This window comes from Ruegeria sp. CJ3 (assembly GCF_056536725.1).
The window spans coordinates 110,763-134,832 of record NZ_JBQFQE010000003.1; the positions used below are offsets into that span (position 1 = coordinate 110,763).

Consider the following 24,070-nt stretch of genomic DNA (forward strand, 5'->3'; position numbering starts at 1 on the left):
AGGATCGCATTGGCGCTGGTTCCCGTGGACAAGTCAAGCCGCCCGGCGCGCGCCGTAAATCTTGACAGGAAGCCCCTAGCGGCGTTCAGAAAATGAAAAAAGCCGGGCCATAAAGGCCCGGCAGTCCAACAGGGAGGTTCATGTCATCACCCGGACATGCACGGGTTGGGAGTAACCTAAAGATGTCTCAAGGGTATCACTTTGATCCAAGTCAATCCACCTCGGATCAAGACACCAATCGATATCCGCCGGATTCTGTGACCAAAAGGCGCGCATTCGACGGATCGGGCTCGATCTTCTGACGCAGGCGATAGATGTGGGTTTCCAGCGTGTGCGTGGTGACGCCCGCGTTATAGCCCCAGACCTCGTGCAGCAGCACATCGCGCGCGACCACGCCATCGGTCGAGCGGTAGAGGAACTTGAGGATGTTCGTCTCTTTCTCGGTCAGGCGGATTTTTCTGTCATCCTCGGTCATCAGCATCTTCATGGCCGGTTTGAACGTGTAGGGGCCCAGAACGAATACCGCATCCTCGGACTGTTCGTGCTGGCGCAACTGGGCCCGGATACGGGCCAGAAGAACCGGAAACTTGAACGGCTTGGGGACATAGTCATTGGCCCCCGCATCCAGACCCAGAATGGTATCGGCATCGCTGTCATGGCCAGTCAGCATCAGGATCGGGCTTTTGACCCCCTGCTTGCGCATCAGGCGGCACAGTTCGCGCCCGTCAGTGTCGGGCAGGCCAACGTCCAGAATGACCAGATCATAAATCGCCTCACGCGCGCGCTCCATCGCAGAGGTCCCGTCTGACGCTTCGAACACATCAAAGTCCTCGGTCATCACGAGTTGCTCACTGAGCGCCTCGCGCAGATCCTCGTCATCATCCACCAGCAGGATTTTCTTGAGCTGTGCCATGTCCGGTCCTCCTAAGCCTTTTCCATCACTTGCGCGCGAATGATGCAATCAGCAAGATTTGCTGCAATCGTCTCACGCCCTCGTGTCCAGGCGATAGGAATTGTTTCACATTCCGTGATGATCAGAGTAGGAAAAGAGCCGGAACGTTACAGGGTAACATGCATGAGTCTCTTTCCCGACATCACCGAACTGCTGGCGCGTGCGCGGGCTGACCAGCGCATGGGCGTGCCTGTTGTGCTGACCGATGACAGCGGGTTCAGCGTTCTTGCGTTGGCCTCAGAGACACTGAGCCCGCAGCGCTTGGCTGATCTGCGGGGCTTGGGGGGCGAACCTGTCGTCGCCATCACTGTCCGACGGGCCGAGACATTGAAGGCGCGGGCTTATGACGGTGATCTGGCGCGGGTTCTGATCCCGGCGGATGTGGATCTGGGCTGGGTGCAGGCGGTGGCCGACCCTTCGGATGACCTGAACGCGCCGATGAAAGGCCCGCTGATGACCGAACGGCAGGGCAATGCAAACCTTCACCGCATCGCCATTGCGCTGACGAAATCGGCGCGCCTGCTGCCTGCCGCCATCGTCGTGCCGATCGAAGATGGCCGGTCTTTTGCCACCGCGCATGGCCTGACATGCATTGATCACACAAGCGCAACGCCCCATCTGGCCGATCGCAGCACCTTGCACCCCGTGGTCGCCGCGCGCCTGCCGATGGAAGTGTCCGAGGCAGGCCGCTTGCATGTCTTTCGCCCCGAAGACGGTGGCGAAGAGCACTATGCCGTCGAAATCGGCCGCCCCGACCGCGACAAACCCGTGCTGGCCCGGCTGCATTCGGCCTGTTTCACCGGCGACCTGATGGGCAGCCTGAAATGCGATTGCGGGCCACAATTGCGCGGCGCTCTGGCCCAGATGGGGGCTGAGGGATCGGGTGTGCTGCTTTACCTCAATCAAGAGGGGCGCGGGATCGGGCTAGCCAACAAGATGCGCGCCTATTTCCTGCAGGATCAGGGTTTCGACACCGTCGAGGCCAACCACCGGCTGGGGTTCGAGGATGATGAGCGGGATTTCCGGCTGGGTTCGGACATCCTGAAATCTCTGGGCTTCGGCTCGGTGCGGCTGCTGACCAACAACCCGGCCAAGATCGCGATGATGGAGCGGACCGGGATCGCCGTGACCGAACGCGTGCCGCTGAAGGTGGGCGAAACCGATCACAATCGCGGATATCTGGCAACCAAGGCGGCCAAATCCGGCCATCTGCTGTGACCCCCGGTGATCTGGTCCTGACACCGCTTGGCGTCCGGTTTCTGGGGCGTATTTTCCCCTGCGCCATTGGTAAGGGAGGTCGAAGCCCCCGGAAGCAGGAAGGCGACGGTGCGACGCCGGTCGGGACCCATCATATTGTCGGGATGCTCTATCGCGCGGATCGTATGGTCCGGCCAGCGTCGTGGGCCCGTCCCATAGGACCCGGTGATCTATGGTCTGATGATGTCCGGGATAGCGCGTACAACCATCTTGTCCGGGCACCTTATAAATACAGTCATGAAAAGCTGCGCCGCGCCGATCCGCTTTATGATCTGGTGCTGATCACCGATTGGAACTGGCCAGACGCGACCCCCGGGCGCGGTTCTGCGATCTTCCTGCATCAATGGCGGCGCCCACGTTATCCGACCGAAGGCTGCATCGCCTTTCGCCGCGATCACCTGAAATGGATTGCAAGCCACATCACGCCCGGCACACGCCTGGTTATTCCTCAGGTCTGACGCGCGCGCCGAAGATCGCCGACCCGACGCGAACATGGGTAGCCCCTAGCGCGATGGCGGTCTCGAAATCGCCGCTCATTCCCATCGACAGGCCGGTCAAACCGTTGCGCTCGGCGATCTTCGCCAGCAGGGCAAAATGCAGCGCCGGTTCTTCATCGACGGGCGGCAGGCACATCAACCCGCGCAGCGGCAAATCAAGGCCCCTGCATTCCGCAATGAAGTCATCCGTTTCAGCCGGAAGAATCCCGGCCTTCTGCACCTCTTCGCCAGTGTTGACCTGAACGAACAAATCCGGGCAACTGCCGGTTTCCTGCGCCAACCGGGCCAGCGTCCGCGCCAGTTTGGGACGGTCGACCGAGTGGATGGCATCACACAGCTCCATCGCCTGCCGCGCCTTGTTCGTCTGCAGCGGCCCGATCAGATGCAGATCGACATCGCCATACCGCTCCCGAAAGGTTGGCCACTTGCCGGCGGCCTCCTGCACCCGGTTTTCGCCGAAACACCGATGGCCCTGCTGCAAAACGGCTTCGACCCGGTCATCGGGTTGGACTTTGGACACCGCGATCAGCGAAACCGACCCCGCAGCGCGGCCCGCTTTGGCTTCGGCTTTGGCAATGCGGTCGGTGATTTCTTGCAGCGACATGGGGCCTCTCAACTATGGGATTCGCCGCAGGAAAACACCATGTCGGCACAAAAGAAAAGGGCAGGTCCAAAGACCTGCCCTTAAAACTTGGTGCTTCAGATCAACTTAGAAGTTGAAGTTGACACCGAAGTCTGCACGAACTTGGCCGTCTGCGTCGCCAACTTCAGTGTTGCCAACGCCGCCTTTCAGCGAAACGCCGCCGCCCAGGTCGTAGATGGCGCCGATGCCATACTGCTGGGTGTCGCCGTCAGCCGAACCGTCGCCGTAAGCGGCCAGAACGGTCAGAGCCGAGTTCACGTTGTAAGCAGCCGACAGACCCCATGCGGTGCCGTCAGTTTCTTCACCAGCGTCGTTCAGCGGAGTGTCGTCGTCGTCAGCAACAAACGCGGTCACGTTCCAGTCGCCAAAGTCAGCACCCAGGGTGAGGACCAGCAGGCTCGGATCGTCAGCACCAGAAGCAGCCGAATCGGTCTGACCGTAGGCCAGCGCTGCGGTGATGTTGTTGAAGGTGTAGGTCAGGCTCAGATCCCACGAGTCGGCGCCAGCCAGAGCTGCGTTGCCGTTCAGAGTGGAGTTCTGGTCATACGACGCACCAAATGCGAAGTCGCCAACTGCGTACTGGAAGAACACAGCGTTTGCGCCTGCGCCGGTCGACGAGAAGGCCAGGAATTCATAGTCAACACCGGAGTACTGACCGATGAAGAATTCCAGACCGGGCTCGTTACCGTAGTAGTTTGCCAGGTTGTCGATGGCACCCGATACGTTGCCCGCGTCAACACGCAGACCACCGTAGATGGCCGAGAAGCGTGCACCGCTCAGTGCAGCTGCGCCAGCTTCGCCGGTGCCGGCGTCTTCGTCAGCCTGCAGACGAACACGAGCCGAGAACTCAACGCCGCCATCGGTTTCTGCGGTGCCGTCGATGTTCAGACGGAAGCGCGAGATCAGGATGGTGTCGTCGATATTGTCGTTGGTTTCCGAACGATCTTCCAGGTAACCGATACCAAAACGGCCATAGCCGCTGAATTTGATGTCGGCTGCAGCAACGCTTGCAGTTGCCAGCAACGCGGTCGTTGCGAAGAGAACTTTTTTCATCTTGTTTCCCTCGGTTTCAAAGATTTTTCTACTCGACACATGCAAGGCACGCGTCTCAGCACGGACACCGTTTCGCTCTTTTTGCCCCCATTGCGCAAGCTTGGCATAAACGCCCTGCCGTCATTCGGCCCAAATTGGTGCAAGGATGCCACAGTCGGAAATCGGCCGGATCGCGGGGTCCGCTCACGCCCATATGTAAAGAATAGGCTTGTTGCTGCACGGGTCCTTGTCTAGGAGTATCATCCGACAGTGCAAAACAAGTGATACGGGGCTTTTCGACAATGCGCCTGCTTACGATTCCGGGTTTAATCATGGCGATGGCCGCCGTCTCGGCCTGCGGGGGAAAGCCGCCTCCGGGCAATGCCAGTATCCTGACTGCCGATGGCAGTTCATCCGAAGAACGGGAACTGAACGATCCGAATCGCTCGTCGATCTGGGATGTGTTCGGCCCCGACACATCGGAACAGGTCACGCAGGTGAATCGCTACCTGTGGTCGGCCTCTCTGGATGTGTTGAACTTTCTGCCCGTGCAAGAGGTCGATCCGTTTACCGGTGTTATCGTAACGGGTTACGGCACCCCGCCGGGCGGCGGACGCCAATATCGCGCCACTGTGCATATCAGCGACCCGGCGCTTGCCGCGCGGTCGCTTTCCGTCTCGCTGCAAACCAGCGGGGGCGGCGCGGTCAGTGCGGCAACCACCCGCGCGGTCGAGGATGCGATTCTGTCACGCGCCCGACAGCTGCGGATTGCGGACAACAAGCTCTAGCCACCCGCCGAAAATCACAATATTACCACGCCGGGCTTTGACCCGGCGTTTTCATTCACGAAGGACCGCACGATGTCGCGCTACTCGGCCACCGAAATCGAAGCAAAATGGCAAGAGGCCTGGGACAAGGCTGGAATCTTCGCCGCCAACCACAAGGCGGACAAGCCGAAATACTACGTGCTTGAGATGTTCCCGTACCCGTCCGGCCGCATCCACATGGGGCATGTGCGCAACTACACGATGGGCGATGTGATCGCGCGGCACAAGTTGGCGACGGGCCACAACGTGCTGCACCCGATGGGCTGGGACGCGTTCGGGATGCCTGCCGAGAACGCCGCGATGGCGATTGGCGGTCATCCCAAAGACTGGACCTATGGCAACATCGCCGACATGCGCGGGCAGATGAAACCGCTGGGCCTGTCCATCGACTGGTCGCGCGAATTCGCCACCTGTGACCCCGAGTATTACGGCCAGCAACAGGCTTTGTTTCTGGATATGCTCGAGGCCGGCTTGGTCTATCGCAAGAACGCCGTGGTGAATTGGGACCCTGTCGATATGACCGTTTTGGCCAATGAACAGGTGGAAAACGGGCGCGGCTGGCGCTCGGGCGCTTTGGTGGAACGCCGAGAACTGACGCAGTGGTTCTTCAAGATCTCAGATTATTCCGAGGAACTTCTGGACGCGCTGGATACTCTGGACAACTGGCCCGCAAAGGTCCGGCTGATGCAGGAAAACTGGATCGGCAAGTCGCGCGGGCTTCAGTTTTCCTTTGATCGCACGGATGGCGCAGACCCGATCACGGTATATACGACTCGCCCCGACACGCTGCTGGGTGCATCGTTTGTCGGTATCTCGCCGGATCACCCGATTGCCAAGCAGCTTGAGGCTGAAAATCCAGAAGTCGCTGAATTTGTTGCCGAATGCCGCAAGGGTGGCACCACCGAAGAGGCCATCGAAACGGCTGAAAAGCTGGGCTATGACACCGGTATCCGCGTCAAACACCCGCTGGACCCGAATTGGGAACTGCCGGTCTGGATCGCGAACTTCATCCTGATGGATTACGGCACCGGCGCAATCTTTGCCTGCCCTGCGCATGACCAGCGCGATTTGGATTTCTGCCGCAAATACGGCTTGCCCGTGGTGGACACCTTCTTTGCGCTCGACGATGACACGCCCGTCGACAAAATCGCTTTTGTTCCGCCGAAGACCGAGAAAGTTCGCTGGGTGAACCATTTCGCTGGCCTGACCGAAGCGACGGGTGAAGAAGCCATCAACGCCACCGTCGATTTCGCCGAAAAGGCCGGTTGGGGCGAAGGTGTCACCAAATATCGCCTGCGCGACTGGGGCCTGAGCCGCCAGCGCTATTGGGGTTGCCCGATTCCCGTTGTGCATTGCGATGCCTGCGGCGTGGTGCCTGAGAAGAAAGAAAACCTGCCGGTTCGCCTGCCCGATGATGTCACATTTGACAAACCCGGCAATCCGCTGGATCGCCACCCGACATGGCGTGATTGCGAATGCCCCTCCTGCGGCGCCGCAGCCAAGCGCGAGACCGACACGATGGACACGTTCGTCGATTCGTCATGGTATTTCGCCCGTTTCACCGCCCCGCGCGCCGATACGCCCACCGATCTGGCCGAGGCCGAATACTGGATGAATGTTGACCAGTATATCGGTGGGATTGAGCATGCGATTCTGCACCTGCTCTATTCCCGCTTCTTTGCACGGGCCATGCAGATCACCGGCCACCTGCCACAAAAAGCCATCGAACCGTTTGATGCGCTGTTCACGCAGGGCATGGTGACGCACGAGATTTACCAGACCCGCGACGCTAATGGCCGCCCGGTCTATCACCTGCCCGAGGACGTGACCGACGGCAAACTGGCCGACGGTACCGAGGTCGAAATCACCCCCTCGGCCAAGATGTCGAAATCCAAGAAAAACGTGGTGGACCCGGTCAGCATCATCTCGGCCTTCGGCGCAGATACAGCGCGCTGGTTCGTCTTGTCCGATTCGCCGCCTGAGCGCGACGTGGAATGGACCGCGTCCGGCGCGGAAGCTGCGTTCAAGCATCTCAGTCGCGTGCACCGCATCGCCTCAGAAATTGCAGAATCAAATGTTCCAGCCAATGCCGAGGACGAAACGCTGCTGCGCGAGATGCATAAGGCGATCCACGATGTCTCGGGTGGGGTTGAATCCTTTGGCTTCAACGCCTCAATCGCTAAACTCTATGCTTTCACCAACACTCTGGCGAAATCCAAGGCAGGCACCGGCGCCAAGCGTCAGGCAGCCAAAACGCTGGCCCAGCTGATGTCACCGATGACGCCGCATCTGTCCGAAGAGCTTTGGCAATTGCTCGGCGGCGAAGGTCTGGTGGCAACCGCACCATGGCCGGTAGCAGACGAAGCGATGCTGGTTGATGACACCGTCACCCTGCCCATCCAGATCAACGGCAAGCGCCGCGCGGAAATCAGCGTCGCCAAGGATATGGACAAGGCAGAGGTTGAAAAAGTCGCGCTCAGCACCGAAGCTGTGCAAAAGGCGCTGAACGGTGCCACACCGAAGAAAGTGATTGTCGTACCGGGCCGGATCGTGAATGTCGTCGTTTGATCGCAGAACCCTGTTGCTGATGCCGCTGGCGCTGGCCGCCTGCGGTTTTCAACCGGTCTATGCGCCCGGCGGATCGGGCGCGGCTCTGGACGGCAAAGTGGCGGTCTCGGCCCCGAAGGATGTCGACAGTTTCCTGCTGGTTCAGAACCTTGAACGCCGACTGGGTCGCAGCGCCACATCGGGCAGCGACTATGCGCTGGACGTACAGGTCTCGACCGTGACGCGGCGGGCGGCAATCACCACCACAAACGAAACCGACCGCTATACCATCGACGGACGCGCCACCTATGCGCTGAAATCCAACAGCACCGGGCAGGTTCTGTCGTCGGGCACGGTGACCGAGTTTGTGGGCTATTCGGCTGCCGGCTCGACCGTCTCGACGCTGGCGGATGAGCGGGACGCCAAAGAACGGCTGATGGTGATCCTGTCGGACCAAATCGTGACCCGCCTCTACGCCACCCCGGGACTGACTACATGAAGCTGAACCCGCGCGAGGCCGACGGCTATTTCGCCAAGCCGGACGCGAGCAAGACCGGTCTGCTGATCTACGGGGCCGACGCGATGCGCGTGGCGCTGAAACGGCAACAGGTTCTTGCGGCCCTGCTAGGCCCCGGCGCAGAGGAAGAGATGCGCCTGACCCGCATCCCCGGGGGAGACCTGCGCGGCGACCCGGCGCTGTTGCTGGACGCGGTCAAGGCTGTGGGCTTCTTCCCCGGGCCACGCGCCGTCTTTGTCGAAGACGCAACCGAAACCGCCGCCCCCGCGATCCTTGCCGCGCTGGAAGACTGGGCCGCGGGCGATGCGCAGATCATCGTCACGGCAGGGCAGCTCAAGCCCAGCTCGAAAATCCGCAAGGCGTTTGAGGGGCACGCGAACGGCTATGCGGTGGGTATCTATGACGATCCGCCTTCGCGGGCCGAGGTTGAACGGATCGTCTCGCAGGCCGGGTTGCAGAACATCCCACGCGATACGATGTCGGCGCTGAGCGAGTTGGCTTTGTCGCTCAGCCCCGGAGACTTCGCGCAAACGGTTGAAAAACTGGCGCTTTACAAGCGCGGGGATACGTCCGAACTGAGCCTTGAAGATATCGAAGCCTGCGCCCCGCGCTCGACCGAAGCCGCTTTGGATGACGTTCTGAACGTGGTTGCCGAGGGTCGCGCCGGTGAGATCGGGCCGCTGATCCGGCGGCTGCAGGCACAGGGCACCAATGGGGTGACGCTGTGTATCGGGGCGACGCGACATTTCCGGACGCTTTACGCCTGCGCCGCCGATCCCGGCGGTGCCGCGCAAGGCATCGGCAAGCTGCGCCCGCCGGTCTACGGCAAACGGCGCGACCGCATCCTGCGGCAGGCGCAGGGCTGGGGTGCGGCCAAATTGCAGACGGCGCTGACGGTGCTGACGGATACCGACCTGTCGCTGCGGTCCGCCGGTCAGACCGCGCCTGCGATGGCGTTGGTTGAACGCGCGATGATCCGTCTGGCGATGCTGGCACGCTCAGGCTGAGCGCGCGTCCAGCCAAGCCGCCGCCGACCGTCCGGCCCAACGCCCCGTGGCCAGGCAGGCAGTCAGCAGATAGCCTCCGGTCGGGGCGTCCCAGTCCAGCATCTCTCCGGCGCAGAACACTCCGGGCATTGCATTTAGCATCAGGCGATCGTTCATGGCAATGCGAGTAACGCCGCCTGCGGTCGAGATCGCCTCGTCCATTGGTCGCAGCCCTGCGTGTCGGATCGGCAGGTGTTTTAGCGTCGTGATCCAATCAGCTTGGGTCAGCGTCTGGCCGTTGGTCATCTCATGAAACAAGGCAATTTTCTGCGGCGGCAGGCGCAGAGTGTTCTTCAACCAATGCGACATGGTCGCCTTCGGCTTTTTCGCTGCCAGACGTGCTTGCAACGTCTCAACAGTGACATCCGGGACCAGATCGACGAACAACGCCGCGGCATCCCGCAGGGCGGGTGTCAGCGAATACACGCCGCCGCCTTCCAGGCCCTTGGCCGAAATCGTGGCCTCACCCCGGCCGGCCAGATCACCGGCCATCCAACGCAACGATTTCAGCGCGGCCCCGAAATGGGGCCGCATGTAGGGGCTCCAATCCACCGACAGCGCCGAATTCGACGGCGCAAAAGGGGCCAGATCGACGCCCTTTTCCTGCAGGGTGGGGGCCCATGCGCCATCCGACCCCAACCGCGCCCAGCTGGCCCCGCCCAGCGCCAATATCGTAGTGCCTGGATTAAGCGCCTGCGCGCCATCCGGCGTGTCAAACACCAGCGCGCCATCTTGCCAACCGACCCAGCGCCAGCGGGTGCGAATCCGCACTCCACCAGCCTCCAGCCGCGCCAACCACGCGCGCAGAAGGGGTGACGCCTTCATCGCTTTGGGAAACACACGGCCCGTCGAGCCGGTAAACATCTCCTGCCCCAGTTCCTGCGCCCAGGCGGTCACCGCCTGCGCATCAAACTCCCGGATCATGGGGTGCAACCATGCCCCAGCTTCACCATAGGCAGTCATCAACGTGTCAAAGGGTTCATCTTTGGTCAGGTTCAACCCCGATTTCCCCGCCATCAGGAACTTGCGCGCGACCGAGGGCTTTGCGTCGGCCACCAGCACCTGATGCCCGGCGCTGGCCAGTTGCTCAGCCGCCATCAGACCCGCCGGGCCTGCACCGATCACCACTGCTTGCGCCATTGCGCCCCTCTTGCCCTGCCCGCGCATAGGCGCGAAATTACACCTATGGCGAATCCTGATCCGATCTGCCCGCTCTGCGACCGCCCGATCCCCGAGGGCGGCGGCAGCCTGCACCATCTGATCCCAAAACTCAAAGGAGGCAAGGGCGGGCCGACCGTCCTGCTGCATCAGATCTGCCACAAAGAGGTGCACGCGACCCTGACCGAGGCCGAACTGGCCCGCAGTTTCAACACGGTCGAGGCCCTGCGCGGCCATCCGAGGCTTGAAAAATTCCTGAACTGGGTCCGCAAACGCCCGCCCGGGTTTCGGTCCAAGGTGCCCGGCAAACGGCGGGGGCGCTGATCAGGCAGGCAGCAATGGATCGCCGAAAGCGTCTTGCTGTTCGGCCTCCAGCCCCTCGATTTCGATCCCAAGATAGTCTGGAACCGGCGCGAATTGCGCCCCGGCGATGTGCTGGAACTCAAGCGTCGTATAGGGGCGTTTCCACAGCCATTCGCGGTTTTCCACGGCCCAAGGATCGGGGTTAGGCGGGGTCTCATCCGTGAAGGCGTAGAAATGCAGGTCGAACCCATAGGGCGCGACGTCCTGCATCGACAGCAAGCGCATCCCGAGTTCGCGGCACAAGGAATCCTCGGCGGTGATATCGCCGGTGCGCAGGGTGATCTGACCGATACATGCATCCGCAAACGGCGCATCGGCTTTTGCGGCGCCCGCGGGCCGATTGCCTTCGAAATCATGTTGCAGCAATTCGATTGAAAAGCCTTCGGGATCGCTCAGGTGGCACATATAGCCGATGTCCAGAAACTGACGCGGATCGCTGACCGCAACGCCCCTCTGGCGCAAGTGCGCGGCAGCCATATCCACGTCCGGCAGGGTGATCCCGATCTTCCAGTATCGTTGCCCGCGATCAGACGCATAGCCACCGCCGCCCGGGATCAACAGGAGTGCAGCCCCTTGCCCCGGATAGCTGAGGCGACGATTGGCCCCTTCGACCTGAACCGACATGCCAAGGGCATCGCGATAAAACGCAGCGAGGCGGTCCGGATCGACCACCCGCAGATGCAACGCCGCAATCCTCATGGGCAGAGCCTCGCGATCCCCGCAGCAATCGCGGGGTCGGCGGCCACAGAATCGGCCATCAGTTCGCGGGCTGTTGGCATCAGTTGGTCCGGCTCGACCACCCGGTCTACCAACCCAAAGGAATAAGCCTCATCGGCAGCGATCTTCTGCCCCGCCATCAGGATCAACTTGGTCCACGCCGGGCCGATCAGCGCCGCCATGCGTTTCGGATCAGAGGGTTGCGGCAGAAAGCCCAGCTTCATCACCGGATAGAAGAACTTGGCCGAGGGCACCGCAATGCGCAGGTCGCAGGCCAGCACCATGCCGTTGGCCCCGCCGGCCAGCGTGCCATTCAGCGCGGCGACGGTCAGGCAGGGTAGCGCTGCGATGGCGCCCGACAAACGCTCCCACAGATCAGAGGTGGCGAGCCCGGCGCGCGCTTCGTCCAGATCAGCACCGGCGCTGAATACGCGGCCCGCGCCGGTCAGGATCAGGGCACGGGCTTCAGTGGCGGCCTCGGCGATCCGCAATAGCTCGGTCAGCATCGCACCCGTCAGTGCGTTGGCCTTGTCGGGGTTGTTCAGCGTAACAGTCCACAGACCATCCTCTTGCGTCAGGTCAATCACGTAAGGCCGATCCTTTTGCGAATGTCTTCGTTGCGTAGCGAGATCTCGGTGCCCTGGAATTCATCCGCATCCGCCGAACACATCCACAACAGCGCCCGCGCGGGCCAGTCGGCGGGGATGTGATCGTCCCAGTCCAGCTGGCTGACCGGATTTATGCCGCTGGCCTTGATTACCCGCTGCATATCCGTGGCCACTGTCCCCGGCGACAGGCCCATGGCGCGGATGCCATGATGCGCCTCTTCCAGATGCAGGCATTCGGTCAGCATCTTGGCCCCGGCCTTGGAAGCACAGTAATGGCTCCAAGCCTCAACCGGGTTCGAGGCGGCACCAGATGAGATAGTCAGCACAGTACCGCCGCCCGCGGCGCGCATGATGGGCAGGGCGGCGCGCATGCCGTAGAACACCCCCTTGAGGTTGATGTCGATTGCTGCGCTCCAAGACGCGACATCGGCGTTGGACATATGAAAGATCGGATCGATCACACCCGCGTTGCCCACCAGCACATCCAGCGATCCGAACCGGTCAACACAATCGGCCACCACCTGTTCCACCTGCGCAAAGTCGCTGACATCGCACGCCAGTGCGATTGCAGTCTCGCCAAGCGCTGCGGCCAAAGCCTCGATCTGATCGCGGCTGCGCGCGACCAGCACGACATTGGCCCCGGCTGCGGCAAATACGCGCCCGGCTTCGGCGCCTATGCCCCGGCTGGCCCCTGTGATCAGTACGGTTTTCCCTTGCATCTGCATCGCTTAAACCCCTGTGTCTGAATTTGAATAAAGTCGTACAGCGGAAATGGGGAACTGGTCCACCCCTTGCCCCTTGACGCTGACCGCCGCAGGCACGACGATGCCCGCAAAATTGATCAAGAAGGGTTCTCTTATGACTGTTTTCCTTCGCCGGAGCTGCGGCCCGGCGCTGGCCTATGCCGTTGCCACTCAGGGCGCATTTGCCGATATCACCGCCGCTGACGTTTGGGCCGACTGGCAGGCTTATCTGGGCGGCATGGGCTACGAGGTGACCGGCGACCAGAGCACATCTGGCGATGTCACCACCATCGCGAACATGACCATGGGCATGGCGCTGCCAGACGCCGAAGGTCAGTTCAACATGACCATCCCCGAGATGACCCTGACCGAGAACGGCGATGGCACCGTCAATATCGGCTTCCCCGACAGCTTCCCGGTGTCGATTTCGGGCGAAGCCGATGGTGAGGCGTTCTCGGCCGAGCTGCTTTACACGCAAGACGCGCTGGACATGGTCGTGTCCGGCACGCCCGAAGAAATGACCTATGACTACACCGCAAACAGCCTGACACTTGGGCTGGATTCGATGAAGTTCGGCGAGGAAACCGTGTCGAAAGACATGCTGGCGCTGAATGTTCACATGGACACGGTCGCAGGCTCGTCGCAGATGAAAATCGGCGAGATGCGCGACATTGCCCAGCAGTTCACCGCAAGCAAGCTGACCTATGATCTGGCCTTTGACGAGCCCGACAGCGATGATACCGGTCGCATCAGCGGCAAGCTGAACGATCTGACCTTTGACGGCGACACGATTATCCCGCCCGGCTTTGACGTGGCCAACGTGCAGGACATCTATGGCGCGGGCTTCGCCGCCTCGGGCACCTTCACCTATGGCTCGGGCAACACCGAAGTGGCCGGAACCGCCGAGGGTGAGGCGTTTTCGATGAGCAGCAGTTCCGAAGGCGGCAAGTTCATCGGCAGCATCGATGCCGAACGCCTTGTCTATAACCTCGTGCAGAACAGCTCGAAACTGGCGGTCACGACGGCTGACCTGCCTTTCCCGATCGAGATCGCGATGGCCAATGCCGGGCTCAAGCTTGAGGTGCCGGTGCAGGCATCGGAAGAAATCCAGCCCTTCGGCTTTGGCATGAACCTGACCGATTTCACCATGTCCGACGTGTTGTGGAGCCTGTTTGACCCCGCAGGTGCCCTGCCCCGCGATCCGGCAACCATCGCGCTGGACGCCACCGGCACCGCCAAGGTTCTGGTCGATTTCATGGACCCCGAAGCTGTGGAAGAACTGGAAACCTCGGACGCCGCGCCGGGTGAGCTGCATTCACTGAAGATCAACGAATTGCTGATCTCGCTGGTCGGCGCAGAACTGACTGGCGATGGCGATTTCAAGTTCGACAACACCAATACCGAGGCCTTTGACGGTCTGCCCGCCCCGGCGGGCATCGCCAATCTGAAGCTGGTGGGTGCAAACGCCCTGCTGGATACGCTGATCGGCATGGGCTTTGTCTCGGAAAACGACGCACTGGGCGCTCGGATGATGATGGGTCTGATGGCCGTTCCGGGCGAAGAACCCGACACGCTGAACTCGACCATCGAGTTTACCGAAGATGGTCAGATTCTGGCCAACGGACAGCGGATCAAGTGACGCATACACCGGGGCGGGCCGCAGCGGCGGCCTGCCCCACCCATAGCGGGCCGCTGAAATGGGCCGCAGCCCTTGCGGCACACCCGCTCCGAGGCTAGGTCAAAGGCATCAAGACCCCCGGAGGCCTCATGAACAGAACACCCCAAGATATCAGCCATGATCTGCTGGACGCCGCGCACAAAGCCGGGGCCGAGGCGGCGGATGCCATTGTTATCGATGGCTCATCTGTATCGGTCGAGGTGCGCGGCGGTGCTTTGGAACATGCCGAGCGGTCCGAGGCCACCGATCTGGGGCTGCGCGTCTTTCTCGGCAAACGTCAGGCGATCGTCTCAAGTTCCGACAGCCGCCCCGAGACACTGGCCGCGATGGCCGAACGCGCCGTCGCCATGGCCGCCGAAGCGCCCGAGGACCCGTTCACCGGCCTTGCCGATCCCGATCAGCTGATCACCAGCTGGGATATGGACGCGCTTGAGTTGTTCGATCCGACCCCCGAGCCCAGCGCCGATGCGCTGATGCCGGATGCGCTGGCTGCCGAGGCTGCGGCGCTTGAGATTGACGGGGTCAGCCAGGTCTCGGACGCGGCGGCGGCTTATGGCACCCATCGCGTGCATCTGGCCGCAACCAACGGCTTTTCCGGGGGGTATGCGCGCAGCAGCCGGTCGACCTCATGCGTGGCCATCGCGGGCGAAGGCACGGGGATGGAGCGGGACTATGACGGCGACAGCCGCAGTTTCCAATCCGACCTGCGCAGCCCGTCCGAGATTGGCCGCACCGCCGGCGAACGCGCCGTTTCACTTGTGGGCGCGCGCAAACCGCAGACCGGCAGCTTCCCGGTTCTGTTCGATGAACGCATTTCTTCGTCGCTGATCGGGCATCTGCTGGCGGCCAGCAATGGGGCCGCCATCGCGCGCGGGGCCTCGTGGCTGAAGGAAAGCCTTGGCGAGCAAGTCCTGCCCGCGCATCTGTCCCTGATCGAAGACCCGCATCGCCCGCGCATTTCGGGCTCGCGCCCGTTTGACGCCGAAGGTCTGGCGACCGGGCGCCGGGCCATCGTGGAGGACGGGGTTCTAACCGGCTGGACTCTGGATCTGGCCAGCGCCCGAAAACTGGGCATGGCCTCGACGGGGAACGCTGCGCGCGGAGTGTCCGGGCCTCCGTCCCCCAGCAATTGGAACCTCAGCCTGACGCAAGGCACCCACAGCCGCGCCGACCTGCTGCGCGACATGGGCACGGGGCTGCTGGTGACCTCGATGATCGGATCGACCATCAACCCCAATACCGGCGACTATTCCCGCGGGGCCTCGGGCTTTTGGGTGGAAAACGGAGAGATCACGCATCCGGTCAACGAATGCACCATCGCGGGCAATCTGCGGGACATGCTGATGCGGATCGTGCCCGCTAATGATGCACGGCCTTACCTGTCGCGCGTCGTGCCCTCGTTGCTGATCGAAGGGATGACACTTGCCGGCAACTGACCTGCCCTTACTGATCGACGCCGCACTTGAGGCCGGAAAGATCGCCACACGCTATACCGGCCCGCAGGCCCAGCGCTGGGACAAACCCGATGGCGCAGGCCCGGTGACCGAGGCCGATCTGGCCGTCAACGCCATGCTGGAACGCGACCTGCAAGCGGCGCGGCCCGACTATGGCTGGCTCAGCGAAGAGACCGAGGATACCGACGACCGCCTGTCCCGCGACCGCGTGTTCATCATCGACCCGATCGACGGCACCCGCAGCTTTGCCGAAGGCTCGCGCACATGGGCGCATTCGCTGGCCATCGCTGAACATGGCGAGGTCACAGCCGCCGTCATCTACCTGCCGCTGCGCGATCTGCTATATGCAGCCGCACGCGGCCAAGGGGCCACATTGAACGGGACCCCGATCCGGGTCTCGGGCCAGACCCAAATGTCCGAGGCCGAGATACTGGCCGCAAAACCCAATCTCAAACCGCATCACTGGCTGGCAGGCGAACCGCCCGCGTTTCAACGTGTCTATCGCCCCTCGCTGGCCTATCGCATGGCGCTGGTGGCCCAAGGCAGGTTCGACGGGATGCTGACCCTCCGGCCCAGCTGGGAATGGGACATCGCCGCCGGAGACCTGATCCTGCGCGAAGCGGGCGGGCTGTGCACCGACCGCATGGCACAACCCCTGCGCTTCAACAATACCCATCCACGGCTTGACGGCGTCGTCGCCGCAGGACCTGCCCTGCACGCAAGGCTGCAAACGCGCCTTGACCCCGACAGCGCAGGCATCCCGGCATGAGCAAGGCGCGGTCTCTGAGCCTCGCGGCCTATCGGGTCCTGTCCTGGGGTGTTCCGCGAGGGGCCCAACGCCCGGACGGCCCCCGGCCCGAGGGAGAGGTTCTGTGGATTCATGTCAGCACGCCTGACCGGCTGCGCGCGGTCGATGATTTCTGCCGCCGCCTGTTGCCCACCCGCCCGGGCCTGTCGCTGTTGCTAACCGCACCGCCGGATGCCGATCTGTCCGTGTGGGACGGCTGTTCAGGGCCGATCACCAAACTGCCCACCGAACAGGCCGGAGCCGCCCGCAGCTTTCTGGAACACTGGAATCCTGACATGGGCCTATGGTTCGGCGGCGGGCTGATGCCCAACATCATCACCCGCGCGCAGGAACGGGGCGTACCTATGATCCTGGCCGAGGCTGTGGTCGACGTCAAAGCGGCCCCCGGCGGGCGATGGTTGCCCGATATCACGCGGTACACGCTGGAGTGTTTCACCTCAATCCTTGCGACCAATGACGATATCGCGCGCCAAATCCGGCGGCTGGGCGTCACTTCCTCCAAAGTATCCATCGCGCCTGCGCTGCATCTCAGCCCCAATCCCCGGCCCTGGCCCGAGGACGAGTTGATCGAAACCAATCACGCGCTGGCCGGACGCCCGGTCTGGCTGGCCGCCTGGGTACAGGACAAAGAGTTCATCTCGGTCCTCAGCGCCCACCGGCAGGCGCTGCGAATGCTGCCACGACTGGCTCTGGTTCTGCATGTGGCGGATATGTCCGAGGCTGCCCCACTGTACAAGCGGCTCGCGGCGATGGACCTGCGCTGTGCCAACTGGGACGACGGCCACCCGATCGAGGACACCACGCAGGTCATTTTGTCGGCCATGCCCGAAGATCTGGGCCTATGGCACCGCGTCTCGGCGGTGACGTTCATGGGCAGCACGATGGAACGGGGCGCGGGCGGATATGATCCGCTGATCGCCGTTGCCCTTGGATCGGCCGTGATCCACGGCCCGCATGTCAACCGACACCGTGCGGTCTATGACAGGCTGGATCACGAGCGCGCCGCGCTGACGGTCAAATCCGCCACCGAACTGGGCGACAGCGTTGTCGAGCTTCTGGCCCCGGATCGCACCGCCGATATGGCGCTGGCGGGGTGGCAGATCGTGACCGAGGGCGCCCCGCAGGCCGACCGGCTGATCGAGATGGTGCAGGACATGCTGGACCAGCGGAGGGCACCCGATGCGCGCACCTGAATTCTGGAATACCGCACCGGACCAGCTGGACCTGCGCGCACGGCTTCTGGCCCCTCTGGGCCGGATCTATGCAGCCGCCACCGCGCGCCGGATGGCAGGCGGTGGTGGTATCTCCCCCGGCGTGCCGGTCATCTGCATCGGCAATCTGAATGCGGGCGGCACTGGCAAGACACCCACCGTGATCTGGATGCTGGAGCATCTGCGCGACCGCTGGCACCGCCCCCATGTGGTCACCCGCGGCCATGGTGGTTCGCTGGAAGGACCGGTGCAGGTCGATACCGGAAAACACACCGCCGCGCAGGTGGGGGATGAACCCCTGCTACTGGCCGCCTTTGCAGATGTCTGGGTCGCCAAGGACCGCGCGGCCGGGGCCCGGGCCGCAGCGGCTGGTGGGGCGACGGTCATCGTTCTGGACGACGGGTTTCAGAACCCGGCGGTGACCAAGGATTTCTCGATCATCGTGGTCGATGCCGGACGTGGCTTCGGTAATGGGCTGTGCCTGCCTGCTGGTCCCCTACGTGAACCCGTCGCCGTTGGCCTCAAACGCGCCGATCTGGTGTTGTCCCTCGGACCCGCCCACGCGCAGGATACGTTCTCAGACCACTGGGAGTCCGTGCTGGGCCTGCCTCGGGCCCAGGGCGAGGTTCGCCCACTGCAAACCGGCATGGACTGGAGCGATACGCCGGTTCTGGCCTTCGCCGGGATCGGCCACCCCGAGAAATTCTTTGCCACGCTGCGCCAGCAGGGCGCCACGCTGTTACGGGCCGAGGCGCTGGACGATCACCAACCGCTGACGACGGCCCTGATGACACGGCTGGAAAACGAAGCCCGCGCGATGGGCGCGCAGATGGTCACGACCGAAAAGGATGCCGTGCGCCTGCCTACGGCCTTCCGCAGCAAGGTGCTGACGCTTCCGGTGCGCTTACAGATCGATCAGGATGACGAGATCACAGAGATGCTGGCGCGGGTCGCGCCATCTCCGTAATGCAGAGGCCAGCCCGGCAGAGGGCTGGCCGCGCGGATCTTAGCTGCCCAGTTCCGCTTCGATCAGTTTCTTGAAGTCGTCATAGGACTGGTTCTCGACCTTCTTGCCGTTCACGATGAACGAGGGCGTTGCCTGAATCCCGTCACGCTCGGCGTTTTCCTGATACCAGGCCACCAGCGTCTGCGCACGGGTACCGTCCTGCAGACAGGCCTCAAGCTGGTCATTGTCGATCCCGGCCAGACGCCCGATCTTGCGCAGCTCGTCCACGATCTCGGCAGGGCCGCCGGCGCGGGTCCATTCGGACTGACCGCCATAGATCAGGTCGGTGATGCCAAAGAACTTGTCGGGCCCCGCACATCGCGCCACCATCGAGGCCCACAGGCCATAGCGGTCGAAATAGACCTCACGATAGGTGAACTTGACCTTGCCGGTGTCGATGAACTCTTCCTTCAGTTGCTTGTACGGCCCCATGTGGAAATTCGCGCAATGCGGGCAAGTGTACGACGCATATTCGATGATCTCGACCGGCGCGTCCTCGGCCCCCTGCACCATCTCGACGATGGTCGAGGTGTCCAAATCGGCCTCCTGCGCCTCGGCGCTGCCAACCAGAGGGTTGGCGGTGTTCGACTGTGCCAGCCAGTAACCACCGGCGGCCACGGCAACAGCCGTGCAGATTACGGTTGCGATACGGCTCATTCCTCAGCCCTTTCTCAGCTTTTGTGTTTGGATAAAACGTTGCGGCCCAGACGTTCAAGGGCCGCGCGCAGATCCGCGTTATGAACATCGCGCGACACTTTGTCTGCCTCGGCGACGATTTCGGGTGCAATGCTGGGTTTCGCCTGCTTCGGCTTGTGGTCGAAACTGGCCTGCCCCTCGGCAAATCCGGTCGGAGCGGTCTGGGTGATGCGGATGCGGCTGATGGCGTTAAAGCCGTAAACGGCGTTCACCTTGCTGCGCAACTGTTCCTTCTGCATCTCAAGCATCGGGGCCTGCGGCCCGGTGGTCAGCACCGTCAGCGTCGCCCCGAATCCGCCCTTGCCATAACCCACATTGACGGGTCGGGCGATGGCGGCGATGTCCTGCCCCACGATCTCGGCCCAATGGGTCAACAAGCGCGACACGGCGAACCCCCGGCTTTCACCGGCGCGCCTGATCTGGTCGTTCAGCAAGGTCGCGGTGCGTTTGAACCCGCGGGTCGAGGACCGTTTGCGCTGCATCTGGTTTCCAACTCCTGTCCCGCTATTGTAATGGGCACGAGGCAGGGTGCCAGCGAAACCCGACAGAGAGATGTATAAAACTTGCGTGACTTTGGTGACATTGATGTGAGCCGCGTTTTGTTGGGCTGGTATGACCGCCACGCCCGCACGATGCCGTGGCGAGTGGGGCCCGCGGACCGCGCCGCAGGCGTGCGGCCTGATCCCTATCGCGTCTGGCTGTCCGAGGTGATGTTGCAACAGACCACCGTGGCTGCGGTGCGCGATTACTTCATGCGGTTTACGGCGCGCTGGCCGGATGTTGCCGCGCTGGCCGCCGCGCCCGATGATCAGGTCATGGGCGAATGGGCCGGTCTGGGCTACTACGCCCGCGCCCGTAACCTGCTGAAATGCGCCCGCGTTGTGGCGCAGGATCACGCGGGGCAGTTCCCAGACAACTATGAGGCGCTGCTGAAACTGCCCGGCATCGGGCCCTATACGGCCGCAGCGATCTCGGCCATCGCCTTTGATCGGCCCGAGACGGTGCTGGACGGCAATGTCGAGCGCGTCATGTCGCGGCTCTATGACATCCACGACCCGCTGCCCGGCTCGAAACCCCTGCTCAAAGAAAAGGCCGCCGGTCTGACACCCGCAAAACGCCCCGGAGACTACGCTCAGGCCGTGATGGATCTGGGGGCGACGATCTGCACGCCGAAATCCCCGGCCTGCGGGATTTGCCCTCTGCGCGATCCCTGTCTGGCGCGCATTGCGGGAACGCAGGCCGATCTGCCCCGCAAGACGCCGAAACAGCCCAAACCCACCCGTTTAGGGCATGTCTACATCGCCCGGCGCGCGGACGGGGCGATGCTGCTGCAGCGCCGCCCCGACAAAGGGCTGCTGGGCGGGATGCTCGGCTGGCCCGGCTCTGACTGGTCCGACGCGCCGGATCCCGCGCCGCCCTTTGCGGCGGATTGGCAGGTGCTGCCCGGCGAGGTGCGGCACACTTTTACTCATTTCCACCTGATCCTGCGCCTCTGGACCGCCGAACTACCTGGCGGATTGACGCCCGAGAACCTGACCATCATCGACAAACACGCCTTTCGCCCCAGCGACTTGCCGACCGTGATGCGCAAGGCCTATGACTTGTGGCGCGGCCAATAGCCCGATGGGCAAATCCCGCGCGCGGAGCTAGCTTGCCCATACTCGCCTCCGGAGCACCCCGATGATCGCAAACACCACCCTATCCCGCTGGCAATCGGCCCTGCCGTTCTGGATTTCCTATCTGCTGGTCCCGCTGATCTGGGTCACCTCGGCCGCCGGGGGATGGTGGGTCCTGCTGGTGCCCCTTTCGACATGGTGGGCCTTTGCCGCGCTCGACCGCTTGACCGGCCTGAACCTTGAAAACGCCGACCCCGAGACTCCAGACACCGACCTGCGCTGGTACATCCTGCTGACGAAGCTCTGGGCACCGGTGCAGTTCCTCACGCTCTACGGGCTGATCTGGTACGTGACCCGGTCCGAGACGTTCTCGACCGCAGAAAAGATCGGCATTTTCTTCGGCATGGGCGTGATCTCGGGCACGATCGGCATCAACTACAGCCATGAGCTGATGCACCAGAAAGGCCGGTTCGAACGTTGGCTGGGCGATGTCCTGCTAGCCATGGTGCTGTATTCCCATTTCCGGTCCGAACATCTGCTAGTCCATCACCGCTACGTCGGCACACCCCGCGATCCGGTGACGGCGCGCTATAACGAAGGGTTTCACCGTTTCTATCCCCGCGTCCTGCGTCAAAGCTTGCGCTCGGCCCTCCGCGCCGAGGCCGACAAGCTAGCCCGCAAAGACCGGCCCTGGACCGACCGCGCAAACCCGTTCTGGCGGTACTGGGTGCTGCAAGGGGCCATGCTGCTGCTGGCGCTGCTGATCGGAGGCTGGTCGGGGCTTGGCCTGTTCGTGCTGCAGGCCGGGGTGGCGATCTGGCAGCTGGAACTGGTCAACTATGTCGAACATTACGGGCTGACGCGCAAATATCTGGGCGACGGCAAATACGAACACATCCGACCGTGCCATTCGTGGAACGCGTCGCAAAAGGCCTCTAACTGGCTGCTGATCAACCTGCAGCGCCACTCGGACCATCACTACAAGCCGAACCGCCGCTTTCCCCTGCTGCAACACCACGCACAGGACGCCGCACCGCAACTGCCCTATGGCTATCCGGTCATGACCATCGCCGCGATGATCCCGCCGCTGTGGCGGCGCGTGATGAATCCCCGCGTTCGCGCATGGCGGCGGCAATACTACCCCGAAATCACCGACTGGAAGCCCTATAACAAGGCGCTGAATCCCCAGTCCGCGTAACCCGCAGCGCGCTTGCGCGCTGCCCGGCCCAACGGGAGGTGCTGCATCTTCGATGCTGCGCCGACAGGCGGGAGCCGCTACAGCACCCAGATATCCATCGGCTCGGCCACGCCTCGCACTGTTTGCCCGGCCTTGGCGGAAAAACCTGACATCAGGCCCTTGACGTCCGTCTCCTCACTCTGAACCTGCGCCCGCACCGCCTCGCTGATAACAACGCGCGCGCTGAAGTCGCGGGTCAGCGCCTCGAGCTTGGCGGCGACATTGACCGCATCACCGATCACCGCAAATTCCAACCGGTTCGCGCCGATATCGCCCAGAACAACCGGCCCGTAATGCACCCCAATACCCACGTGAATCTCGGGCTCACCTGCGCGCCGACGCTCGAGGTTCCAGCGGTCGATCACCTCGACCATCGCCCGCGCGCAGCCCAGTGCGTTGCTGGCATCCAAGGGCGTGGGCACCGGCGTTCCGAAGGTCGCCATCAGCCCGTCGCCCAGATATTTGTCCAGCGTGCCGTGATGGCGAAACACCTCTGTTTCCATCCGCGCGTGAAACCCGCGCAGCACCTCGATCACCTCATAGGGATCGCGCCCGGCCGCAAAGCGGGTAAAGCCCACGATGTCGATGAACAGAACCGCCACATCCTCTTTGCGGACCTGCTTGAGCGGTTCGTCATTCTGACTCAACTCCTCCACCACGTTGGGCGAGAAATACCGCGACAGGTTGGCCCGTTCCCGTTCGAGCCCGGCATTGGTCATCAGCAACCGGTTAAGCCGCTGCATCGACAGGCCCAGTGTCACCGCGACCATGACAAAGACAATCACCTGCTGGATGCGCTGCGGCACCATGAAGCTGTTGGGATCCAGTAACTCGGCCACATCTGGATAGCCCTGCAACGCCTCCGCAACGCGCTCACTGATCCCGGGAATGGGGGTCGAGACCCACCACGCGATGATCCAACCCGCCGTCCACATTCCCGCGGTCCATGTGCCTAGGGCGATCACCGTGCGCCAGGAATAAGCCAGCGTTCCTGCCGCAAGAATGATAAAGAAATACTGGAAATTATCGAACCGGTATTGCATCGCCAAAGGCCGCACATCATCGCTGAACGGGTTTGGCACGATCATGCCCAGCGTCATGATCAGCAGGTCGACGAAGATCAGCAGCAGCTCGGTCCGCGACTGCCCCACGCGTCCTGCCCGACGGATCAGCCAGCCATTGGCGCAGATCAGCAGCAGGATGAAGTGATACCACAGCACCTCGAGGTGCGGGTTCAGATAGATCAGCAGCACCGCCGTCAACCCCATGGCGATCCATCGGGCGCGCACGGCAAGCTCCAGCCCTTCACGCTTGTGCCGTTCCAAGGCGGCCTCGGTGTATTTGTTGTCCAGATCGAAGTTATCCGGCTGTGTCAGGAACATCCTGTCTATGCGGGGTCTGCGCGCGGTGGTCTCGGTCATGGCCGTGATCTTTCTTGCGACATATCGGGGTGCCCC

At 62.7% G+C, this 24,070-nt stretch carries 24 protein-coding genes; 14 read left to right on the forward strand and 10 right to left on the reverse strand.

The window, feature by feature from the left end; genetic code table 11:
* Positions 1-226 precede the first annotated feature (226 nt).
* Positions 227-913: a response regulator transcription factor gene (locus ACR0J1_RS06270; protein WP_480530564.1), complete on the reverse strand. Its 687-nt coding sequence runs from the start codon at positions 911-913 to the stop codon at positions 227-229.
* 162 nt (positions 914-1,075) lie between these two features.
* On the opposite strand from ACR0J1_RS06270, the gene ribA reads away from it, so the two are divergent.
* Positions 1,076-2,170 carry a GTP cyclohydrolase II gene (gene ribA, locus ACR0J1_RS06275; protein WP_480731469.1) on the forward strand — a complete coding sequence of 365 codons (1,095 nt, stop codon included), beginning with the start codon at positions 1,076-1,078 and terminating at the stop codon, positions 2,168-2,170.
* Positions 2,167-2,667 (forward strand): L,D-transpeptidase family protein, encoded by a 501-nt coding sequence (locus tag ACR0J1_RS06280; protein WP_480731471.1) that lies wholly within the window; start codon positions 2,167-2,169, stop codon positions 2,665-2,667. Before ribA ends, ACR0J1_RS06280 begins: the two co-directional genes overlap by 4 nt.
* Here the strand turns inward: ACR0J1_RS06280 and ACR0J1_RS06285 are convergent.
* Complete coding sequence (locus ACR0J1_RS06285) at positions 2,651-3,310, reverse strand: YggS family pyridoxal phosphate-dependent enzyme (protein WP_480731473.1); 660 nt, start codon at positions 3,308-3,310, stop codon at positions 2,651-2,653. The two genes, ACR0J1_RS06280 and ACR0J1_RS06285, sit on opposite strands and share 17 nt — an antisense overlap.
* A 105-nt stretch (positions 3,311-3,415) precedes the next feature.
* The gene (locus ACR0J1_RS06290; RefSeq protein ID WP_480731475.1) at positions 3,416-4,402 is read right to left on the reverse strand and encodes a porin; all 987 of its coding nucleotides are present in this window, start codon (positions 4,400-4,402) and stop codon (positions 3,416-3,418) included.
* A gap of 281 nt (positions 4,403-4,683) precedes the next feature.
* Between ACR0J1_RS06290 and ACR0J1_RS06295 the strand changes: the two genes are divergently transcribed.
* The 4 genes from ACR0J1_RS06295 (at position 4,684) to holA (ending at position 9,279) form a co-directional block, all read left to right on the forward strand.
* A complete protein-coding gene (locus tag ACR0J1_RS06295; protein ID WP_480731477.1) occupies positions 4,684-5,169 on the forward strand; it encodes a DUF3576 domain-containing protein in 486 nt (161 codons plus the stop codon).
* A 72-nt stretch (positions 5,170-5,241) separates the two neighbouring features.
* Positions 5,242-7,776, forward strand: coding sequence for a leucine--tRNA ligase (gene leuS / locus ACR0J1_RS06300; protein ID WP_480731479.1), 2,535 nt, complete (start codon positions 5,242-5,244; stop codon positions 7,774-7,776).
* Positions 7,763-8,254 carry an LPS assembly lipoprotein LptE gene (lptE, locus tag ACR0J1_RS06305; RefSeq protein ID WP_480731481.1) on the forward strand — a complete coding sequence of 164 codons (492 nt, stop codon included), beginning with the start codon at positions 7,763-7,765 and terminating at the stop codon, positions 8,252-8,254. Before leuS ends, lptE begins: the two co-directional genes overlap by 14 nt.
* Complete coding sequence (gene holA, locus ACR0J1_RS06310; protein ID WP_480731483.1) at positions 8,251-9,279, forward strand: DNA polymerase III subunit delta; 1,029 nt, start codon at positions 8,251-8,253, stop codon at positions 9,277-9,279. Before lptE ends, holA begins: the two co-directional genes overlap by 4 nt.
* Here the strand turns inward: holA and ACR0J1_RS06315 are convergent.
* Positions 9,271-10,458 (reverse strand): TIGR03862 family flavoprotein, encoded by a 1,188-nt coding sequence (locus tag ACR0J1_RS06315; protein WP_480731485.1) that lies wholly within the window; start codon positions 10,456-10,458, stop codon positions 9,271-9,273. The genes holA and ACR0J1_RS06315 overlap by 9 nt on opposite strands.
* Before the next feature lie 45 nt (positions 10,459-10,503).
* Here ACR0J1_RS06315 and ACR0J1_RS06320 point away from each other — a divergent pair, with 45 nt between their 5' ends.
* A complete protein-coding gene (locus tag ACR0J1_RS06320) occupies positions 10,504-10,800 on the forward strand; it encodes an HNH endonuclease (protein WP_480731486.1) in 297 nt (98 codons plus the stop codon).
* Here the strand turns inward: ACR0J1_RS06320 and ACR0J1_RS06325 are convergent, their stop codons facing one another.
* The 3 genes from ACR0J1_RS06325 to ACR0J1_RS06335 are packed head-to-tail and all read right to left on the reverse strand — an operon-like array spanning position 10,801 to position 12,889.
* Positions 10,801-11,538, reverse strand: a complete 738-nt coding sequence (locus ACR0J1_RS06325; RefSeq protein ID WP_480731488.1) for a VOC family protein — start codon at positions 11,536-11,538, stop codon at positions 10,801-10,803. It lies immediately after the preceding gene.
* Positions 11,535-12,143, reverse strand: a complete 609-nt coding sequence (locus ACR0J1_RS06330) for an enoyl-CoA hydratase/isomerase family protein (RefSeq protein WP_480731490.1) — start codon at positions 12,141-12,143, stop codon at positions 11,535-11,537. Before ACR0J1_RS06330 ends, ACR0J1_RS06325 begins: the two co-directional genes overlap by 4 nt.
* A complete protein-coding gene (locus ACR0J1_RS06335; RefSeq protein ID WP_480731492.1) occupies positions 12,140-12,889 on the reverse strand; it encodes an SDR family oxidoreductase in 750 nt (249 codons plus the stop codon). Before ACR0J1_RS06335 ends, ACR0J1_RS06330 begins: the two co-directional genes overlap by 4 nt.
* A gap of 133 nt (positions 12,890-13,022) precedes the next feature.
* Between ACR0J1_RS06335 and ACR0J1_RS06340 the strand changes: the two genes are divergently transcribed.
* From ACR0J1_RS06340 to lpxK, 5 genes are all read left to right on the forward strand, one after another.
* Entirely contained in the window at positions 13,023-14,546 is a 1,524-nt protein-coding gene (locus ACR0J1_RS06340) for a DUF2125 domain-containing protein (RefSeq protein WP_480731494.1), read from the forward strand.
* Positions 14,547-14,674: 128 nt separating this feature from the next.
* Positions 14,675-16,021, forward strand: coding sequence for a TldD/PmbA family protein (locus ACR0J1_RS06345; RefSeq protein ID WP_480731496.1), 1,347 nt, complete (start codon positions 14,675-14,677; stop codon positions 16,019-16,021).
* Positions 16,008-16,808 (forward strand): inositol monophosphatase family protein, encoded by an 801-nt coding sequence (locus ACR0J1_RS06350; RefSeq protein ID WP_480731498.1) that lies wholly within the window; start codon positions 16,008-16,010, stop codon positions 16,806-16,808. The genes ACR0J1_RS06345 and ACR0J1_RS06350 overlap by 14 nt, the downstream gene beginning before the upstream one ends.
* Complete coding sequence (locus tag ACR0J1_RS06355) at positions 16,805-18,040, forward strand: 3-deoxy-D-manno-octulosonic acid transferase (protein WP_480731499.1); 1,236 nt, start codon at positions 16,805-16,807, stop codon at positions 18,038-18,040. The genes ACR0J1_RS06350 and ACR0J1_RS06355 overlap by 4 nt, the downstream gene beginning before the upstream one ends.
* On the forward strand, positions 18,027-19,025 hold the full coding sequence (lpxK, locus tag ACR0J1_RS06360; protein ID WP_480731501.1) for a tetraacyldisaccharide 4'-kinase: 999 nt from the start codon (positions 18,027-18,029) through the stop codon (positions 19,023-19,025). The genes ACR0J1_RS06355 and lpxK overlap by 14 nt, the downstream gene beginning before the upstream one ends.
* A 39-nt stretch (positions 19,026-19,064) precedes the next feature.
* Here lpxK and ACR0J1_RS06365 read toward each other — a convergent pair whose 3' ends face one another.
* Both ACR0J1_RS06365 and ACR0J1_RS06370 read right to left on the reverse strand, forming a co-directional pair.
* Positions 19,065-19,721, reverse strand: a complete 657-nt coding sequence (locus ACR0J1_RS06365; protein WP_480731503.1) for a DsbA family protein — start codon at positions 19,719-19,721, stop codon at positions 19,065-19,067.
* Positions 19,722-19,735: 14 nt separating this feature from the next.
* Entirely contained in the window at positions 19,736-20,242 is a 507-nt protein-coding gene (locus tag ACR0J1_RS06370) for a DUF721 domain-containing protein (RefSeq protein ID WP_480731504.1), read from the reverse strand.
* Positions 20,243-20,347: 105 nt separating this feature from the next.
* Between ACR0J1_RS06370 and mutY the strand changes: the two genes are divergently transcribed.
* Together mutY and ACR0J1_RS06380 are read left to right on the forward strand one after the other, a co-directional pair.
* The gene (gene mutY / locus ACR0J1_RS06375; RefSeq protein WP_480731506.1) at positions 20,348-21,379 is read left to right on the forward strand and encodes an A/G-specific adenine glycosylase; all 1,032 of its coding nucleotides are present in this window, start codon (positions 20,348-20,350) and stop codon (positions 21,377-21,379) included.
* Between the two features lie 61 nt (positions 21,380-21,440).
* On the forward strand, positions 21,441-22,574 hold the full coding sequence (locus ACR0J1_RS06380; RefSeq protein ID WP_480731508.1) for an alkane 1-monooxygenase: 1,134 nt from the start codon (positions 21,441-21,443) through the stop codon (positions 22,572-22,574).
* A gap of 77 nt (positions 22,575-22,651) precedes the next feature.
* Here ACR0J1_RS06380 and ACR0J1_RS06385 read toward each other — a convergent pair whose 3' ends face one another.
* Complete coding sequence (locus ACR0J1_RS06385; RefSeq protein WP_480731510.1) at positions 22,652-24,034, reverse strand: adenylate/guanylate cyclase domain-containing protein; 1,383 nt, start codon at positions 24,032-24,034, stop codon at positions 22,652-22,654.
* Positions 24,035-24,070: the final 36 nt, after the last annotated feature.

Bases quoted from the DNA above. Each gene is read 5' to 3' on its own strand.
- ACR0J1_RS06380 (WP_480731508.1), top strand. From the start codon at position 21,441: ATGATCGCAAACACCACCCTATCCCGCTGGCAATCGGCCCTGCCGTTC.
- ACR0J1_RS06295 (WP_480731477.1), top strand. From the start codon at position 4,684: ATGCGCCTGCTTACGATTCCGGGTTTAATCATGGCGATGGCCGCCGTC.
- ACR0J1_RS06325 (WP_480731488.1), bottom strand. From the start codon at position 11,538: ATGAGGATTGCGGCGTTGCATCTGCGGGTGGTCGATCCGGACCGCCTC.
- lpxK (WP_480731501.1), top strand. From the start codon at position 18,027: ATGCGCGCACCTGAATTCTGGAATACCGCACCGGACCAGCTGGACCTG.
- ACR0J1_RS06320 (WP_480731486.1), top strand. From the start codon at position 10,504: ATGGCGAATCCTGATCCGATCTGCCCGCTCTGCGACCGCCCGATCCCC.
- ACR0J1_RS06270 (WP_480530564.1), bottom strand. From the start codon at position 913: ATGGCACAGCTCAAGAAAATCCTGCTGGTGGATGATGACGAGGATCTG.
- ACR0J1_RS06345 (WP_480731496.1), top strand. From the start codon at position 14,675: ATGAACAGAACACCCCAAGATATCAGCCATGATCTGCTGGACGCCGCG.
- ACR0J1_RS06285 (WP_480731473.1), bottom strand. From the start codon at position 3,310: ATGTCGCTGCAAGAAATCACCGACCGCATTGCCAAAGCCGAAGCCAAA.
- leuS (WP_480731479.1), top strand. From the start codon at position 5,242: ATGTCGCGCTACTCGGCCACCGAAATCGAAGCAAAATGGCAAGAGGCC.
- ACR0J1_RS06370 (WP_480731504.1), bottom strand. From the start codon at position 20,242: ATGCAGCGCAAACGGTCCTCGACCCGCGGGTTCAAACGCACCGCGACC.
- ACR0J1_RS06355 (WP_480731499.1), top strand. From the start codon at position 16,805: ATGAGCAAGGCGCGGTCTCTGAGCCTCGCGGCCTATCGGGTCCTGTCC.
- ACR0J1_RS06340 (WP_480731494.1), top strand. From the start codon at position 13,023: ATGACTGTTTTCCTTCGCCGGAGCTGCGGCCCGGCGCTGGCCTATGCC.
- holA (WP_480731483.1), top strand. From the start codon at position 8,251: ATGAAGCTGAACCCGCGCGAGGCCGACGGCTATTTCGCCAAGCCGGAC.
- ACR0J1_RS06315 (WP_480731485.1), bottom strand. From the start codon at position 10,458: ATGGCGCAAGCAGTGGTGATCGGTGCAGGCCCGGCGGGTCTGATGGCG.
- ribA (WP_480731469.1), top strand. From the start codon at position 1,076: ATGAGTCTCTTTCCCGACATCACCGAACTGCTGGCGCGTGCGCGGGCT.
- ACR0J1_RS06365 (WP_480731503.1), bottom strand. From the start codon at position 19,721: ATGAGCCGTATCGCAACCGTAATCTGCACGGCTGTTGCCGTGGCCGCC.
- ACR0J1_RS06335 (WP_480731492.1), bottom strand. From the start codon at position 12,889: ATGCAGATGCAAGGGAAAACCGTACTGATCACAGGGGCCAGCCGGGGC.
- lptE (WP_480731481.1), top strand. From the start codon at position 7,763: ATGTCGTCGTTTGATCGCAGAACCCTGTTGCTGATGCCGCTGGCGCTG.
- ACR0J1_RS06290 (WP_480731475.1), bottom strand. From the start codon at position 4,402: ATGAAAAAAGTTCTCTTCGCAACGACCGCGTTGCTGGCAACTGCAAGC.
- ACR0J1_RS06385 (WP_480731510.1), bottom strand. From the start codon at position 24,034: ATGACCGAGACCACCGCGCGCAGACCCCGCATAGACAGGATGTTCCTG.